The sequence below is a fragment of the Streptomyces sp. NPDC026538 genome, assembly GCF_055567535.1.
The window spans coordinates 247,617-264,075 of record NZ_JBVHQG010000003.1; the positions used below are offsets into that span (position 1 = coordinate 247,617).

Consider the following 16,459-nt stretch of genomic DNA (forward strand, 5'->3'; position numbering starts at 1 on the left):
CTGGGTCATGTTTCACGTGAAACATGACCCGTTCCATGCCCTCAGCCCTGATCGGCCCACCACTCCTTGAGCGCGGCCACCGCAGCGGCGCGCTCCATCGGCCCGTTCTCGAGCCGCAGCTCCAGCATGTGCTTGTAGGCCTTGCCGACCTCCGGCCCCGGACGGATTCCCAGGATCTCCATGATCTGGTTGCCATCGAGGTCCGGGCGGATGGAGTCGAGCTCCTCCCGCTCCTGAAGGTCGGCGATGCGCTCCTCCAGGCCGTCGTAGGCACGGGAGAGCGCCACTGCCTTCCGTTTGTTACGGGTGGTGCAGTCGGAACGGGTCAGCTTGTGGAGACGGTCGAGCAGAGGACCCGCGTCACGGACATAGCGACGCACCGCCGAATCCGTCCACTCCCCAGCGCCATAACCATGGAAGCGCAGATGAAGTTCGACCAGGTGTGAGACGTCCTTCACCAGTTCGTTGGAGTACTTCAAGGCCGTCATGCGCTTCTTCGTCATCTTTGCGCCGACCACCTCGTGGTGATGGAACGAGACGCGGCCGTCGTTCTCGAAACGGCGGGTGCGCGGCTTGCCGATGTCGTGCAGCAGCGCGGCGAGGCGGAGGGTCAGGTCGGGACCGGTCTCCTCCAGCGCCATGGCCTGCTCCAGGACGATCAGCGTGTGGTCGTAGACGTCCTTGTGCCGGTGATGCTCATCGCTCTCCAGGCGCAGGGCGGGGAGCTCGGGCAGGACATGGTCGGCGAGGCCGGTGTCGACGAGCAGCGTCAGTCCCTTGCGGGGATGAGCGGAGAGGATCAGTTTGTTCAGCTCGTCCCGGACCCGCTCGGCCGAGACGATCTCCAGACGCCCGGCCATGTCCTTCATCGCGGCAACTACCTCGGGTGCCACCTCGAAGTCGAGCTGGGCCGCGAAGCGGGCGGCACGCATCATCCGCAGCGGGTCGTCCGAGAAGGAGTCCTCGGGCGTCCCCGGAGTCCGCAGCATCCGAGCCGCCAGGTCGACCAGCCCGCCGTGCGGGTCGATGAACTCCTTCTCCGGCAGCGCCACCGCCATGGCATTGACCGTGAAGTCGCGCCGGACGAGGTCCTCCTCGATGGAGTCGCCGTACGACACCTCGGGCTTGCGCGAGGTGCGGTCGTACGCCTCGGAGCGGTAGGTGGTCACCTCGATCTGGTAGCCGTCCTTCTGCGCGCCGACCGTGCCGAAGGCGATACCGACCTCCCAGAGGGCATCCGCCCAGGGCCGGACGATCTTCAGTACGTCCTCGGGGCGGGCGTCGGTGGTGAAGTCCAGGTCGTTGCCGAGCCGGCCCAGCAGTGCGTCCCGGACCGAGCCGCCGACCAGGGCAAGCGAGAACCCGGCCTCCTGAAATCGGCGTGCGAGGTCGTCGGCGACGGGCGCCACCCGCAGCAGCTCGCTCACCGCGCGCTGCTGCGCCTGGCTCAGGGCAGAGGAAGGAGTGTCTTCATTGGCGTTCGGCACAACAGAACAGGGTACGTGTCCCGGGCGGCCCGAATCGCCTCCATATTCCGGCAGCGCCCCACACAGAGCCTTCATGCATGGGACGTGGGACAGCTCACTCCATACCCGCACAAGGGCAGCGCTCCGCGCTTACATGAGTCTCCCGGCGATACTGGATATAGGGGGACGGGCCGGTCTCCTCCCCCGATCTTGTGGAGCAGACCGCGGCACTTCCGCTCAGCGCGCCTCGTTACCATGCGTGGACGCACATTCCGACGACCACTGACGATGACGAGGGACGGACGAGCGCGTGGCCGAGGCGGCAGACTTCCAGGGGACGCCCTCACCTGCCCGCCGCTGGCTGCGGCGCACCGGGGCACTGCTCGCGGGTGCGCCCCTGCTGGCCGCACTGGTGCAGTTGCCCGCCGCGGTGCCGGCGCAGGCGGCCGACTCCGACACGGTGTCCGTCGCCCTGGACTCGCTCAGTCCCAGCGCCCCCAGCGACGGGGACACGCTGACGGTCTCCGGCACGGTGACCAACAACGGCAAGCAGGCCGTCACGGACGCCCAGGTGGACCTGCGCGTGGGTTCTCGGCTCAGCGCACGCTCCGCGATCGACTCCGCGGCCCGGCACCCCGACGACCTCCAGTCGAGCCTCGGCACCGCGGTCGGCGGCAAGTACACCGAGGGCTTCGACTCGCTCGCCCCGGGCGTCGCGGAGCACTTCAGCATCTCGGTGCCGGTCGACAAGCTCGACCTCGGCCAGGACGGCGTCTACCCGTTCGGGGTCTCGCTGTCCGGCCAGACTTCCGCACAGCCGTGGGACCAGGTACTCGGCATCCAGCGGACGTTTCTCCCCTGGCAGTCCTCCGAGGCCGACACACCGACCAAGACCACGTACCTGTGGCCATTGATCTCCACCGTCCATGTGACGGCGAAGACGGGCGCGGGCGAGCTGCAGACGCCGGTCTTCCTCGATGACGACCTCGCCAAGGAGATCTCGCCCGGCGGCCGGCTGGCGCAGATGCTGGCGCTCGGCAAGGACCTGGACGTCACCTGGGTGATCGACCCGGACCTGCTGGCCTCCGTGGACGCGATGACCCGCAGCTACCGGATCCAGGGCGCCGGGGACACCACCACGGCAGGCACCCACCAGGCGGTGGCCAAGCAGTTCCTGGCCGACCTCCAGGACGCGGTGGCGGACAAGGAGGTCGTGGCCCTGCCCTTCGCCGACCCGGACCTGGCCTCCCTCGCCCACAACGGCACCAGCGTCACCGGATCGCTGAGTCACCTCAAGGACGCCACCGACGTCGCCGCCACCACCGTGGAGACTGTGCTCCATGTCACACCGAGCACGGACTTCGCATGGCCCGTGAACGGTGCCGTCGACCCGTCGATCATCAAGGTCGCCACCTCGGCGGGCGCCGACAAGGTGATCGCCCGCAGTGACAGCCTCCAAGAGACGGGCGGGCTGCCCTACACGCCCTCGGCGGCGCGTCCGATCGGTGGCGGGACGACGGCGGTGGTCGCGGACGCACGACTGTCCACGGCCTTCCAGGGCGATCTGACGACGGCCGACTCGGCCACCCTCGCGGTGCAGCGGTTCCTGGCCCAGAGCCTGGCGCTGACCACCCAGACAGACAAACAGCGCAGCATCGTCATCGCCCCGCAGCGAATGCCGTCGGCGAGCCAGGTCCAGGCGATGGCGACGGCGATCACCACATTGCAGACCAGCAACTGGTCGAGGTCCCAGGACCTCGCGACGGCGGCCAAGGACAAGCCCGACCCCGGCGCGACCACGAAGATCCCCTCGTCGTCCGCCTACCCCTCCTCGCTGCGCAAGCGGGAGCTGCCCCGGACGGCCTTCGAGCAGATCGCCCGCACCCAGGACAAGCTCGACAACTTCCAGGTGGTCCTCACCAACCAGTCCCGGGTGGTGACCCCCTTCGGGCGGGCCATAAACCGTGAGATGTCCACGTCGTGGCGGGGCCGCGGCAGCGAGGCCGACAGTTTCCGCACCAGCGTGGAGTCCTGGCTCGACAGCCTCACCGGTCAGGTCAAGCTGATCGACAAGTCCGAGACCAAGCTCTCCGGCCGCAGCGCCACCATCCCGGTGACCGTCCAGAACAACCTGGTCCAGGGCGTCGGCCACCTCGTCCTGCGACTCACCTCGACGATGCCGACCCGACTGGAGATCGGCGGCAAGGCCTACTACGAGCAGCCGGTCGAGGTCTCCGGCGGCCACACCCAGTCCGTGAAGTTCTCCACGTCGGCCAACGCCAACGGCCGGGTGGAGGTCATCGCCCAGCTCTACACCGAGGACGGCCAGGAGTACGGCGCCCCGGTCCAGTTCGATGTGAAGGTCACCGAGGTCACGCCCACCGTGATGCTCGTCATCGGCGGCGGCGTGCTGCTGCTGGTGCTCGCCGGGTTCCGGATGTACACCCAGCGCAAGCGGGCGGCCGCCCGCCGTGCCGAGGAAGGCGACGGCCCCGACGACGCGGGCGAGGACACCCCCGACGCTCCGCAGGCCCCGGAGAGCCCCGAGGCCCTGGAAGCCAAGGGCTCCGAGGACACCGGCCGGCCGGGGAACCCCGACGCTCGTGAGGATCGTCTCCAGGAAGAGTCCGGGCCCCGCTCCGGGGCAGACGACCCTGAGCAGCCGAGTGACCCGACACCGGACACCGCACCGGAAAGCGCCGACCCGTCCGGAACGGGTGAGAGAGTGGACCGTTGAGCGATGTCGTGGCTGGTGTGGCCCGGGACGATGAGGTGGGGTAACCATGAACGCGCCGTACGACGGTGAACGCGGCCAGGGCGCGGCCGGTTCGGGCTACCCCGAGCCGCCGCCGGAGGCCGGCCAGGTCCCGCCGCAGCAGGCGGCTGACATGTACCTCCAGGACGCCTACGACCAGGATCCCTACCGGGCGCAGGACCTCTCCGCCCAGGACCCGGTCGCCGAGGCGCTCTACGACCGCGCCGCGCACCCCCCGCCGCCCCCTGGTATGTATCCGCAGCAGCCGTTGTACGGCCAGCCCGCACAGTCGCCGTACGCCCCCGACCCGCAAGTGTGGGCCCAGACCCCGGCGCCGGAGCCGGAGGGCCCGAACCAGTACCTGCCCTACGGCGACAACCCGCGTACCACCCAGTTCGTGGGCGTGGACGATCTGGTCACGCACTCCGGTGAGGAACGCCACGAGCCGGACGCCTTCGCGCATCTGTTCCGGGACCAGCAGCAGGGCGGCGGCAACCCGCAGACGGACCCCCGCCCCGTCCCGGGTCCCGCGGGCCAGTACCCGCCCCCCGCCGGCCAGTACCCGCCCCCCTCGGGCCAGTACCCGTCGGCGCCGCATGCCTCCGCAGCCCGGAACCAGCACGCGGCTCCTCACTACGCGGCGTCCCAGTTCCCGCAGGCCCCGTCCGCACCCGAGGCCCCTGTCGCCGAGCCGGTACCCGCCGCTCCGGCGGCTCCCACGGCGCCCTCGGCCCCCGCGGCCAGGAAGGGCGGGCGGGCCTCCGGGCTGCTGAAGTCCAGTGCCGTCATGGCCGCGGGCACGATGGTCTCCCGCCTCACGGGTTTCGTCCGCTCCGCGCTGATCGTCTCCGCGCTGGGAGTGGGTCTGCTCGGTGACACGTTCCAGGTCGCCTACCAGCTGCCGACGATGATCTACATCCTGACCGTCGGCGGCGGCCTCAACTCCGTCTTCGTGCCCCAGCTGGTGCGGGCCATGAAAGAGGACGAGGACGGCGGTGAGGCGTTCGCCAACCGTCTGCTGACCCTCGTGATGGTGGCGCTGGGCCTGCTCACCGCCGCCACGATCGCGGCCGCACCCTTCCTGATCCGCCTGCTGTCCGACTCGGTCGCCAGCGACCCGGCGGCCAACGACGTCGGTATCACCTTCGTCCGCTACTTCCTGCCCTCGATCTTCTTCATGGGCATCCACGTGGTGATGGGTCAGATCCTCAACGCGCGGGGCAAGTTCGGCGCGATGATGTGGACCCCGGTCCTCAACAACATCGTCATCATCGTCACCCTCGGCCTGTTCATCTGGGTGTACGGCACCGCCGCGCACTCCGGTATGAAGGTCACCAACATCCCGCCGGAAGGCCAGCGGCTGCTCGGCCTCGGCGTGCTGCTCGGCCTGGTGGTCCAGGCCCTGGCGATGATCCCCTACCTGCGCGAGACCGGCTTCCGGATGCGGCTGCGCTTCGACTGGAAGGGTCACGGCCTCGGCAAGGCCGCCACGCTCGCCAAGTGGACCGTGCTGTTCGTCCTCGCCAACCAGGCGGGCGCGCTGGTCGTCTCCCAGCTGTCCACCTCGGCCGGCAAGAAGTCCCCGGTCGACGGCACCGGCTTCGCCGCCTACGCCAACGCCCAGCTGATCTGGGGCCTGCCGCAGGCCATCATCACGGTCTCCCTGATGGCGGCCCTGCTGCCACGGATCTCCCGCTCGGCCGCCGAGGACGACGCCGGCGCCGTCCGCGACGACATCTCCCAGGGTCTGCGCACGACCGCCGTGGCGATCGTGCCCATCGCCTTCGGTTTCGTGGCGCTCGGCATCCCGATGTGCACCCTGATCTTCGGTTCCTCGGGCACCAGCGAAGCCACCAACATGGGGTTCATGCTGATGGCCTTCGGCCTCGGCCTGATCCCGTACTCGGTGCAGTACGTCGTCCTGCGTGCGTTCTACGCCTACGAGGACACCCGTACCCCCTTCTACAACACGGTCATCGTCGCCGCGGTCAACGCGGGCGCCTCGGTCACCTGTTACGTCCTGCTGCCGGCCCGCTGGGCGGTGGCCGGCATGGCCGCCTCCTACGGCCTCGCCTACGCGATCGGCGTGGGTGTCGCCTGGAAGCGGCTGCGCAAGCGGCTCGGCGGCGACCTGGACGGCACCCGCGTCACCCGTACCTACGCGCGGCTGTGCATCGCGTCCGTACCGGCCGCTCTGCTCAGTGGTGCGGCTTGTTTCGGCATCGGCCACACTCTGGGTCAAGGCGTGATCGGTTCCTTCGCCGCGCTGGTGGCCGGTGGAGTCGTACTTCTCGGCGTCTTCTACATCGCAGCACGCCGCATGCGAATCGAGGAGCTCAACTCTCTCGTGGGTATGGTGCGCGGGCGTCTGGGGCGCTGAGGTAGGGGTACGCGCACAACCATCGTCCGCCGCCGCGTGTCGTGCATAGCGGCAGACTGTGGGCACAATTGGTTTCGGCGTCGGACAGCGTGCAACGGATGGGGAGGCAGGGAACGACGGTGGCGGAACGGAGCACGGCTGCCGTCGACGTGGCAGACAACAGCGGTGACAAGCCGCTGACCGCCAAGGCGGACCAGTCCACGGCCGACGGGGTGGCCCAGAACCCGGAGCGGGACACGGACAGCGAAGAGGCACAGGGGAGCGGCACGGCTGCAAGCCCAGGGAAGAAGGCCTCACCTCCCGAACTGCACAGCGGTCACAAACTCGCCAGACGCTACCGTCTCGAGGAGTGCGTCACTCGTCTGGACGGATTCAGCAGTTGGCGTGCGGTCGACGAGAAACTGCGACGTGCCGTCGGCGTGCACATCCTGCCGGCCGACCATGCGCGCACCCGCGCCGTGCTGGCCGCCGCCCGCTCCGCCGCGCTGCTCGGGGATCCCCGGTTCGTCCAGGTCCTGGACGCGGTCGAGGAGAACGACCTCGTCTACGTGGTGAACGAGTGGCTGCCTGACGCCACCGAGCTGACCGCGCTGCTCGCGGCCGGCCCGCTGGAGCCGCACGACGCCTACCAGATGGTCAGTCAGATCGCGTCCGCGATGGCGGCCGCGCACCGTGAGGGGCTGGCCCATCTCCGGCTCAACCCCAACGCCGTGCTGCGCACCTCTACGGGTCAGTGGCGTATCCGCGGCCTGGCGGTGAACGCGGCGCTGCGCGGTATCAGTTCGGACACCCCGCAGCGCACCGACACCGAGGCGATCGGCGCCCTGCTCTATGCGGCCCTCACCCAGCGCTGGCCGTACCAGAGCGACGCCTACGGTCTGCCGGGGCTGCCCAAGGACGTCGGTCTCATCGCGCCCGACCAGGTGCGGGCCGGTGTCCACCGCGGCCTGTCGGAACTCGCCATGCGGGCCCTGGTCAACGACGGTGCCACCGCCTCCCGCCACGAGTCCGCGTGCACCACGCCGGAGGAGCTGGTGAAGGCGATCGGCGAGATGCCCCGCATCCGCCCGCCGGAGCCGTCGTTCACGGCGCCGCCCGAGTACCAGCGCACCACCTACCAGCAGGGCACCTACGGCCGCCCCACGCCTCCCGGCGTGACGCAGGTCCTCCAGGCCCCGCCGCCCCCGCTCCAGAGCCGTACCGGCAAGGCCCTCAAGTGGGCGGTCTCCGCCCTGCTGATCGCCGCGCTGGGCCTGGGCAGCTGGCAGCTCGCGGACGCCCTGATGGACCAGAGCGACAAGTCCGGCGACACCACCAACAACCAGACGACGGACGACGGCGACAAGAAGGCGCCGAAGACTGCCAGCGAGCCGATCGCCATCAGCGGGGCCCGAGACTTTGACCCCTTCGGGGACGGGTCCGAGAAGCCGTCCGACATAAGCAAGGTCTACGACAAGAGTCTCTCGACCTACTGGCAGACCGATTACTACAAGGGCGCCACCTTCGGAAACCTGAAGCCGGGCCTCGGCGTCATCCTCGATCTGGGGAAGATCCAGCAGATTGGGAAGGTGACCGTTACCTTCGTGGGAGACACGTCCGTCGAGTTGCGCGCCGCATCCAGCGACGCCAGCACGGAGCCGACGTCCTTCGCCGCGTACACGAAGGTCGCCGACGGCTCGGGTACGAGCGTGACCCTGAAGCCGAACGAGTCCCTCAAGTCCCGCTATCTGCTGGTCTGGCTGACCAAGCTGCCGCTGACGGACGAAGGCACCTATCGCGCACGGGTGGCAGACATCAAGGTGACCAGCTGATCGCAGGGCGGAGGGGCAGATGGCGGAGGGGGCCGGATACGACGGAGTGAGCGATCAGGATCTGCTCGCCCGCCATGTCGAAGGTGACCCCGATGCCTTCGGTGAGATCGTGCGGCGGCACCGGGACCGGCTCTGGGCGGTCGCGCTGCGGACCCTGGGGGACCGTGAGGAGGCCGCTGACGCCGTCCAGGACGCCCTGGTGTCCGCCTACCGAGCCGCCCACACCTTCCGGGGGCAATCGGCCGTCACAACCTGGCTGCACCGGATCACGGTCAACGCCTGCCTCGACCGGGCCCGCAAGGCGGCCTCCCGGAAGACCGCCCCCGTCGACGACACGGAGCGGCTGGAGCAGCTGCTGGAGCCGCATGAATCGGCCTCCGCTCCGGCCGAGCGCAACGATCTGCACCGCCAGCTTCTCGAAGCCCTCGGCACGCTCCCACACGATCAGCGCGCCGCCCTTGTCCTGGTCGACATGCAGGGCTATCCGGTCGCGGAGGCGGCCCAGATTCTCGACGTACCCACGGGGACGGTGAAGAGCCGCTGCGCCCGCGGCAGAGCGAGACTCCTGCCGCTGCTCACCCATCTACGGCCGCAAAACACCGGCGACGAGAACGAGCCGGACCCGGCACGGAACCGGGCGGAGGGGACATCCGTCCCACCGGCAGCGAGGCCTCAGGACGGGGGCTCACGGAAGACCGGGCCGAGTGATTCAGCCGCAGTGAAGGGCGGAGGTGGGCGAGCGTGACTTCCACGACAGATACGACCGGGCACCCGGACGTCGCGGAGATCTCCGACCTCACCGAAGGCCTGCTCCCGGAGGCCCGGACCGCGGAAGTACGACAGCACCTGGACGAGTGCGATCTCTGTGCTGACGTCCACGCTTCGCTGGAGGAGATCCGGGGCCTGCTGGGTGCACTGCCGGAACCGCCGCCTATGCCTACGGACGTCGCGGGCCGGATCGACGCGGCCCTCGCCGCCGAGGCACTTCTGAACGCCACGGCACCCGAGACGCATGTTTCACGTGAAACATCGACCCTCCCATCGCCCCCGGTGGCCCGTCCCGCCGGTCGGTCGGGCGCGCCGACCGGTCCCGGCCGCAAGGACCGCGGGCACGGACGTGGGCAGGGACACGGTCGGCGCCGACGGTCCGTCGTCATCGGAGCTGTACTCACCGCGGCTGTCCTGGGTGCCGGTTCGTTCTTCCTCCACTCGCTGGGTGGCAATGGACCGACGACCGCACAGGGCAAGCCGACAAACTCCGCCGAGGGCTTCTCCAAGGCGACACTCCAGACCGAGGTGGAGAACCTCCTCGATACGAAGACGGGCCTGCGTGGCTCCAAGAAGCCGGATCTGGGAATCCAGGGCGAATCCACTTCGCCCGTCTCGACTGACTCGCCCTACACCACTCGGATCCAGCCCTCGGTGCCGGTGCCGCAGTGCGTCCGCCAGGGCATCAGCCAGGCCGGCGACGACGTCCTCGGTGCGAAGAGGGGAACGTACGCGGGGAAGGACGCCTTCCTCGTCGTGCTTCCCGATGCCTCCGACAGCAGCCGGGTGACGGTCTTCATCATCGACGCCACGTGCGAGAGCCGGCCATCAGCCTCCCCTGGTGAGGTTCTGCTGACGGAGTCTCTGGCACGCCCCTGAGCGGCCCTGGAGCGCCCGCCGAGGGGTCCTTCGCGGCGGAGGACGCATCGTCCGTCCTGGCGTGGAAATCCGTACGGTGTGGGTGCCCGTGTGCCCGGACACACCGGGAATGCGCGCCCCGTAGGATCCGTTGGGTGGGGTGAGAGCTTCTGACGGAAACTCCCACCGGTCGATTGACGTAGACCAGAGACGAGGAATCAAGTCGTGAGCGACGTCCGTAACGTGATCATCATCGGCTCCGGGCCCGCCGGCTACACGGCGGCGCTCTACACCGCGCGCGCGTCGCTGAAGCCCCTCGTGTTCGAGGGCGCCGTCACCGCGGGGGGTGCCCTGATGAACACCACCGAGGTGGAGAACTTCCCGGGCTTCCGCGACGGCATCATGGGTCCCGACCTCATGGACAACATGCGTGCCCAGGCCGAGCGCTTCGGTGCCGAGCTGATTCCGGACGACATCGTCTCCGTCGACCTGACCGGTGAGATCAAGACCGTCACCGACACCGCCGGCACCGTCCATAAGGCGAAGGCCGTCATCGTCACCACCGGCTCCCAGCACCGCAAGCTGGGCCTGCCGAACGAGGACGCCCTCTCCGGTCGCGGTGTCTCCTGGTGCGCCACCTGTGACGGGTTCTTCTTCAAGGAGCAGGACATCGCCGTGATCGGTGGCGGCGACACCGCGATGGAGGAGGCCACCTTCCTCTCCCGGTTCGCCAAGTCCGTGACGATCGTCCACCGCCGGGACACCCTGCGCGCCTCCAAGGCGATGCAGGAGCGCGCCTTCGCCGACCCGAAGATCAAGTTTGCCTGGGACAGCGAGATCGCCGAGGTCCAGGGCGAGCAGAAGCTCGCCGGTCTGAAGCTGCGCAACGTCAAGACCGGTGAGCTCTCGGACCTGCCGGTGACCGGCCTGTTCATCGCGATCGGCCATGACCCGCGTACCGAGCTCTTCAAGGGCCAGCTGGACCTGGACGAGGAGGGCTACCTGAAGGTCGCCTCACCCTCGACCCACACCAACCTGACGGGTGTGTTCGCCGCCGGTGACGTGGTGGACCACACCTACCGCCAGGCGATCACCGCGGCCGGCACCGGCTGCTCCGCCGCTCTCGACGCCGAGCGCTTCCTCGCCGCCCTCGCGGACGAGGAGAAGGCAGAGCCCGAGAAGACCACCGTCTGATCATCCCCCTTCCGCCCCACCGCACGAACGAGTAAAGGAGCCCGCCGTGGCCGGCACCCTGAAGCATGTGACCGACGCCGACTTCGAGGAGGTCGTCCTCAAGAGCGACAAGCCCGTCCTGGTGGACTTCTGGGCCGAGTGGTGCGGCCCGTGCCGCCAGATCGCCCCGTCTCTTGAGGCCATCGCCGCCGAGCACGGCGAGAAGATCGAGATCGTCAAGCTGAACATCGACGAGAACCCGACGACGGCCGCAAAGTACGGCGTCATGTCGATCCCCACCCTGAACGTGTACCAGGGCGGCGAGGTCGCCAAGACGATCGTCGGTGCCAAGCCGAAGGCCGCACTCCTGCGCGACCTCGACGACTACATCGCCGAGTAACGTTTCACGTGAAACACGAATGGGCCAACCCCGAGGGGTTGGCCCATTCGCTTTGAGAACTGGCTTCGATCAAGCGCGGGGCCACTCTCAGAGCGGCCGCAGCGCTGGTTCCTTCTGTACGGCCCCCAGGAGCCGGTCGAGCGCCAGCTCCACGTCTTCCTTCCAGGAGAGCGTCGTCCGCAGCTCCAGCCGCATCCGTGGCCGCGTGGGGTGCTGCCGGACCGTCTTAAAGCCCACGGCCAGCAGATGGTCGGCGGGCAGCAGACAGGCCGGCTCCTTGTAGCGGGCGTCACCGAACGCCTCGATCGCCTTGAAGCCCCGGCGCAGCAGATCCTTGGCGACCGTCTGGACCATCACACGTCCGAGCCCCTGTCCCTGATAGCCGGGCATGATGTAGCCGGTCATGAGCTGGACGGCGTCCGGTGAGACCGGGCTCGTGGGGAAGGCCGTGGAACGCGGAACGTAGGCGGGCGGTGCGTAGAGCACAAAGCCCACGGGCACGTCGTCGACATAGACCACCCGGCCGCAGGATCCCCAGTCGAGCAGGACGGCGGAGATCCAGGCCTCCTTCTCAACCGCGGGTGTACCCGCCCTTACCGCTGCTTCGCCGCTGACGGGATCCAGCTCCCAGAAGACACACGAGCGACAGCGCTTGGGAAGGTCCTGGAGGTTGTCCAGCGTGAGCGGTACGAGCCGACGCCCCATGAAGGCTGTTCCTCGCTTCCTTCACCCGCAGCGTCGCGGGCGGCTGTCAGAGCGCTGCGTTCTCTGAGCAGACTGCCGACGAATCCAGCGGTCGCGCCCAGTCCCAGGGCCGCGCTCACCAGTCCGGTGCGGCTCATCGATCGCATGGCTCCCGCCTCCCATTCAGAGGTGCTGCCAGTTGCCAGGTGGATCCGCCGTACCCGAACGCATGGTATCCACACAGCGATTCCATCGGTACCGCCTGAAAGCAAAGAGCGGATCGTGTCCCGGTACACACCGGACACGATCCGCTCTCTGGGCGACAGGGTCAGTCCTCGGACTCCTCAGGTCCCGCGGAGTCGCCGTCGTGGATCCCCTGGTGGAGGACCGGCCCCTCACCCGGGGCGAGCGTGCCGAGGATCCGCTCAAGGTCTTCCATCGAGGCGAACTCGACGGTGATCTTGCCCTTCTTCTGGCCCAGGTCGACCTTCACCCGCGTCTCGAACCGATCCGAGAGCCGGGTGGCGAGGTCGGTCAGTGCCGGGGAGACCCGGGTGCCCGCACGCGGTCCCTTGGCACGGGTCGCCGCCTGCGGCCGCGAGCCCATGAGGGTCACGATCTCCTCGACAGCCCGCACCGAGAGTCCCTCGGCCACGATCCGGTGGGCCAGCCGGTCCTGCTCCTCCGAGTCATCGACGGAGAGCAGCGCCCGGGCGTGTCCGGCCGACAGGACTCCCGCGGCGACCCTGCGCTGCACGGCCGGCGAGAGCTTCAGCAGCCGCAGGGTGTTGGAGACCTGCGGGCGGGAGCGCCCGATGCGGTCGGCCAGCTGGTCGTGCGTGCAGTTGAAGTCCTTCAGCAGCTGGTCGTAGGCGGCGGCCTCTTCCAGCGGGTTCAGCTGGGCGCGGTGGAGGTTCTCCAGCAGCGCGTCCAGGAGGAGCTTCTCGTCGTCCGTCGCCCGGACGATCGCCGGGATCGCCTCCAGACCGGCCTCACGGCAGGCCCGCCAGCGGCGCTCGCCCATGATGAGCTCGTAGCGCGAGGGACCCAGCTGGCGTACGACGACGGGCTGGAGGAGGCCGACTTCCTGGATGGAGGTGACCAGCTCCTGCAGAGCGTCCTCGTCGAAGACCTCACGAGGCTGGCGCGGGTTCGGCGTGATGTCGTCGAGGGGGATCTCCGCGAAGTGGGCGCCCACTGGAGATGCCGGCGTCTCCGGTGCCACGCCGAAGACCGATGGCTCCTCGGTTTCATGTGAAACAGCCGGCAGCGTCGTCACCTTGGCGGCGGCGACCCCACGGTCGGTCGTCAGCACCGGGCCTGCCGCGGAGGACGGAGATCCCGTGCCGCCCACCGCCGCCTGGGCCGGGTTCTTCTCGGTCGGGGCAGCTGGGATCAGTGCGCCGAGACCACGACCCAGCCCCCTCCGTCGCTCGCTCACTGAATGCCCTCCACCATGCTCGGATTGCTCTGGGCGCCGATGTGGGCCTGCGTCGGGTCGTAGCTGACACCGAGGCCCCTCAGCGCGATTTCACGGGCCGCCTCAAGGTAGGAGAGGGCACCGCTCGATCCAGGATCGTAGGTCAGTACCGTCTGCCCGTAGCTCGGCGCCTCGGAGATACGGACCGAGCGGGGAATGCTCGTCCGCAGCACCTCGTCGCCGAAGTGGCTGCGCACCTCGTCGGCGACCTGGGAAGCGAGACGCGTCCGGCCGTCGTACATGGTGAGCAGGATGGTCGACACGTGCAGGGCGGGGTTGAGGTGCCCCCGCACCAGGTCGACATTGCGCAGCAGCTGGCCGAGGCCCTCCAGGGCGTAGTACTCGCACTGGATCGGGATGAGCACCTCGGCGCCCGCGACCAGCGCGTTGACCGTCAGCAGGCCGAGCGAGGGCGGGCAGTCGATGAGGATGTAGTCCAGCGGCTGCTCGTACGCCTGGATCGCCCGCTCGAGCCGGCTCTCCCGTGCCACCAGGGACACCAGCTCGATCTCCGCACCGGCGAGATCGATCGTGGCAGGGGCACAGAAAAGGCCTTCGACGTCCACCACCGGCTGGACAACCTCGGCCAGTGGCTTGCTCTCGACCAACACGTCGTAGATGGATGGAACTTCGGCGTGATGGTCAATACCCAGCGCGGTGGAGGCATTGCCCTGTGGGTCGAGGTCGATCACCAGAACGCGGGCACCGTGCAGGGCCAGCGATGCGGCAAGGTTGACGGTCGTCGTCGTCTTGCCCACACCGCCCTTCTGGTTGGCTACCACCATGACTCGGGTCTGCTCCGGACGTGGCAGACCTTCGCCGGCGCGGCCCAGAGCCTCCACCGCGAGTTGGGCAGCACGACCGATGGGAGTGTCGTCCATAGGAGGCGGTGTTTCACGTGAAACATCCGCCCCCATCGACTCGGTACGGGGACCGGGGACCGGATCGGTCATCGGTCCCGCGATGTTGGCGTCGGACCGCAAGGATTCACTCTCCTCGACTTCAGGCTCGCAATGAACAGAGCCTCCCATGCCTTCGGGGTCGTGAACCAGTGAGGCCTGGTCTTCTGTGGAGAAATCCACCTCTGTGGACAACTCCGTGCCCCGCAGGGAGGACGGAGTGTCACCGGAGGCCCCCTCTCTGAGGGAACCGAGAGGCTTTCGGTCGCGCGGTTCGGCCGCGGCGCGGCCCCGGCTGATAATGCCGTGCAACAGGGAGCGACGTTTCACGTGAAACACGATGCACAGCCAGCAGTACCGAAAAGCCGCGACACTCCGTCATGCGTAGGTTTGGCAGCTTGTGTGGAGTACGTCTGGTCGTCAGGACGGATCAGCGGCGCCTACGCGTCCGACCGGTACGAGCGGCCTTCGCTCGCTTCGCAGCGAAGCGCACACCGCCCGGGCTCTCCCCGACCTCTACCCGCACGACCGTGGACAGCGGATCCACCACGCCCTCACCCACATGCAGGATGGACGTGGACACCGCACCGAGCTTGGTCAGGGCCGTGGCCGCTGCCTTCAGCTCCTCCTCCGCCGTGTCCCCCTTGAGGGCCAGCATCTCCCCGTAGGGACGCAGCAGCGGGATGCCCCAGGTGGCCAGCCGATCCAGCGGGGCCACGGCACGCGCCGTCACCACATGCACCGGAGACAGCTTGCCCATGACCTCCTCGGCACGGCCGCGCACGACGGTCACATGGTTCAGGCCGAGCAGTTCCACGACCTCGGTCAGGAAGTTGGTGCGCCGCAGCAACGGCTCCAGCAGCGTGATGTTGAGGTCTTCCCGGACCAGCGCCAGCGGAATGCCCGGCAGACCGGCACCGGAGCCGACATCGCACACCGTCACCCCTTCGGGAACGGCCTCGGAGAGCACCGCACAGTTCAGAAGGTGCCGCTCCCACAGCCGAGGCACCTCCCGTGGGCCGATCAGACCACGCTGCACGCCTGCCTCGGCGAGCAGCTCCGCATAGCGGACCGCATCGGCAAAGCGCTCGCCGAACACTTCCCGCGCCTGCTCAGGCGCCGGGGGGAGCTCCGCAGCCTCCGTCACGGGGACCGTCCTTCCGTACAGCGCCGGCGCTCCACGCACCGGCCACCAAGAACTACCAGGCTGACAAAGTTCGGCCCCGCCTGCTCAACAGACGGGGCCGGTAAAACGAGGGGACCGATCAGGCGGGCAGCACGACGACGAACCGCTGCGGCTCCTCGCCCTCCGACTCGCTGCGCAGCCCGGCGGACTTGACCGCGTCGTGCACGACCTTGCGCTCGAACGGGCTCATCGGCTTGAGCTTGACGGGCTCGCCCGTGCTCTTCACCTCAGCCGCGGCCTTGGCACCCAGCTCGGAGAGCTCGGCACGCTTCTGGGCGCGGTAGCCCGCGATGTCGAGCATCAGCCGACTGCGGTCACCGGTCTCCCGGTGCACGGCCAGGCGGGTCAGCTCCTGAAGCGCCTCCAGCACCTCGCCGTCACGGCCGACCAGCTTCTGCAGGTCGCGGCCGCCCGCGTCGCTGATGATCGACACGGAGGCGCGGTCGGCCTCGACATCCATGTCGATGTCGCCGTCGAGGTCGGCGATGTCCAGCAGACCCTCGAGGTAGTCCGCCGCGATCTCGCCCTCCTGCTCCAGGCGGGTCAGGGTGTCTGCACCCTCGGCAGCGGAGGTGGTGCCTTCCGTCACGGGATGGGCT

At 68.8% G+C, this 16,459-nt stretch carries 13 protein-coding genes; 7 read left to right on the forward strand and 6 right to left on the reverse strand.

The annotated features are described in order from the left end of the window. Positions 1-41: 41 nt before the first annotated feature. Complete coding sequence (locus ACZ4N4_RS14265) at positions 42-1,487, reverse strand: CCA tRNA nucleotidyltransferase (RefSeq protein WP_467588144.1); 1,446 nt, start codon at positions 1,485-1,487, stop codon at positions 42-44. Between the two features lie 289 nt (positions 1,488-1,776). Here ACZ4N4_RS14265 and ACZ4N4_RS14270 point away from each other — a divergent pair, with 289 nt between their 5' ends. From ACZ4N4_RS14270 to trxA, 7 genes are all read left to right on the forward strand, one after another. Beyond that, complete coding sequence (locus ACZ4N4_RS14270; RefSeq protein WP_467588147.1) at positions 1,777-4,203, forward strand: DUF6049 family protein; 2,427 nt, start codon at positions 1,777-1,779, stop codon at positions 4,201-4,203. 46 nt (positions 4,204-4,249) lie between these two features. Continuing rightward, complete coding sequence (gene murJ, locus ACZ4N4_RS14275) at positions 4,250-6,601, forward strand: murein biosynthesis integral membrane protein MurJ (protein WP_467588149.1); 2,352 nt, start codon at positions 4,250-4,252, stop codon at positions 6,599-6,601. 119 nt (positions 6,602-6,720) lie between these two features. Further along, complete coding sequence (locus ACZ4N4_RS14280; RefSeq protein ID WP_453568434.1) at positions 6,721-8,412, forward strand: protein kinase family protein; 1,692 nt, start codon at positions 6,721-6,723, stop codon at positions 8,410-8,412. Positions 8,413-8,431: 19 nt separating this feature from the next. Further along, entirely contained in the window at positions 8,432-9,157 is a 726-nt protein-coding gene (sigM, locus tag ACZ4N4_RS14285) for an RNA polymerase sigma factor SigM (protein ID WP_453568436.1), read from the forward strand. Further along, positions 9,154-10,059, forward strand: coding sequence for an anti-sigma factor family protein (locus ACZ4N4_RS14290; protein ID WP_467588153.1), 906 nt, complete (start codon positions 9,154-9,156; stop codon positions 10,057-10,059). Before sigM ends, ACZ4N4_RS14290 begins: the two co-directional genes overlap by 4 nt. A 204-nt stretch (positions 10,060-10,263) precedes the next feature. Then, positions 10,264-11,232, forward strand: coding sequence for a thioredoxin-disulfide reductase (gene trxB, locus ACZ4N4_RS14295; protein WP_453568440.1), 969 nt, complete (start codon positions 10,264-10,266; stop codon positions 11,230-11,232). Between the two features lie 46 nt (positions 11,233-11,278). Continuing rightward, positions 11,279-11,611 carry a thioredoxin gene (trxA, locus tag ACZ4N4_RS14300; protein ID WP_351695853.1) on the forward strand — a complete coding sequence of 111 codons (333 nt, stop codon included), beginning with the start codon at positions 11,279-11,281 and terminating at the stop codon, positions 11,609-11,611. An 87-nt stretch (positions 11,612-11,698) separates the two neighbouring features. Here trxA and ACZ4N4_RS14305 read toward each other — a convergent pair whose 3' ends face one another. From ACZ4N4_RS14305 to ACZ4N4_RS14325, 5 genes are all read right to left on the reverse strand, one after another. Next, complete coding sequence (locus tag ACZ4N4_RS14305) at positions 11,699-12,316, reverse strand: GNAT family N-acetyltransferase (RefSeq protein ID WP_453382352.1); 618 nt, start codon at positions 12,314-12,316, stop codon at positions 11,699-11,701. Positions 12,317-12,623: 307 nt separating this feature from the next. Beyond that, complete coding sequence (locus ACZ4N4_RS14310) at positions 12,624-13,736, reverse strand: ParB/RepB/Spo0J family partition protein (RefSeq protein ID WP_453568442.1); 1,113 nt, start codon at positions 13,734-13,736, stop codon at positions 12,624-12,626. Continuing rightward, positions 13,733-14,806 (reverse strand): ParA family protein, encoded by a 1,074-nt coding sequence (locus ACZ4N4_RS14315; RefSeq protein WP_453568707.1) that lies wholly within the window; start codon positions 14,804-14,806, stop codon positions 13,733-13,735. Before ACZ4N4_RS14315 ends, ACZ4N4_RS14310 begins: the two co-directional genes overlap by 4 nt. 298 nt (positions 14,807-15,104) lie before the next feature. Next, entirely contained in the window at positions 15,105-15,821 is a 717-nt protein-coding gene (gene rsmG, locus ACZ4N4_RS14320) for a 16S rRNA (guanine(527)-N(7))-methyltransferase RsmG (protein ID WP_360480792.1), read from the reverse strand. A 118-nt stretch (positions 15,822-15,939) separates the two neighbouring features. Then, a complete protein-coding gene (locus tag ACZ4N4_RS14325) occupies positions 15,940-16,449 on the reverse strand; it encodes a Jag family protein (RefSeq protein ID WP_453568444.1) in 510 nt (169 codons plus the stop codon). Positions 16,450-16,459: the final 10 nt, after the last annotated feature.

What these genes read in the sequence shown, in the direction of transcription:
- murJ (WP_467588149.1), top strand. Translation starts at nt 4,250, where the DNA reads ATGAACGCGCCGTACGACGGTGAACGCGGCCAGGGCGCGGCCGGTTCG.
- sigM (WP_453568436.1), top strand. Translation starts at nt 8,432, where the DNA reads ATGGCGGAGGGGGCCGGATACGACGGAGTGAGCGATCAGGATCTGCTC.
- ACZ4N4_RS14305 (WP_453382352.1), bottom strand. Translation starts at nt 12,316, where the DNA reads ATGGGGCGTCGGCTCGTACCGCTCACGCTGGACAACCTCCAGGACCTT.
- ACZ4N4_RS14315 (WP_453568707.1), bottom strand. Translation starts at nt 14,806, where the DNA reads ATGGGAGGCTCTGTTCATTGCGAGCCTGAAGTCGAGGAGAGTGAATCC.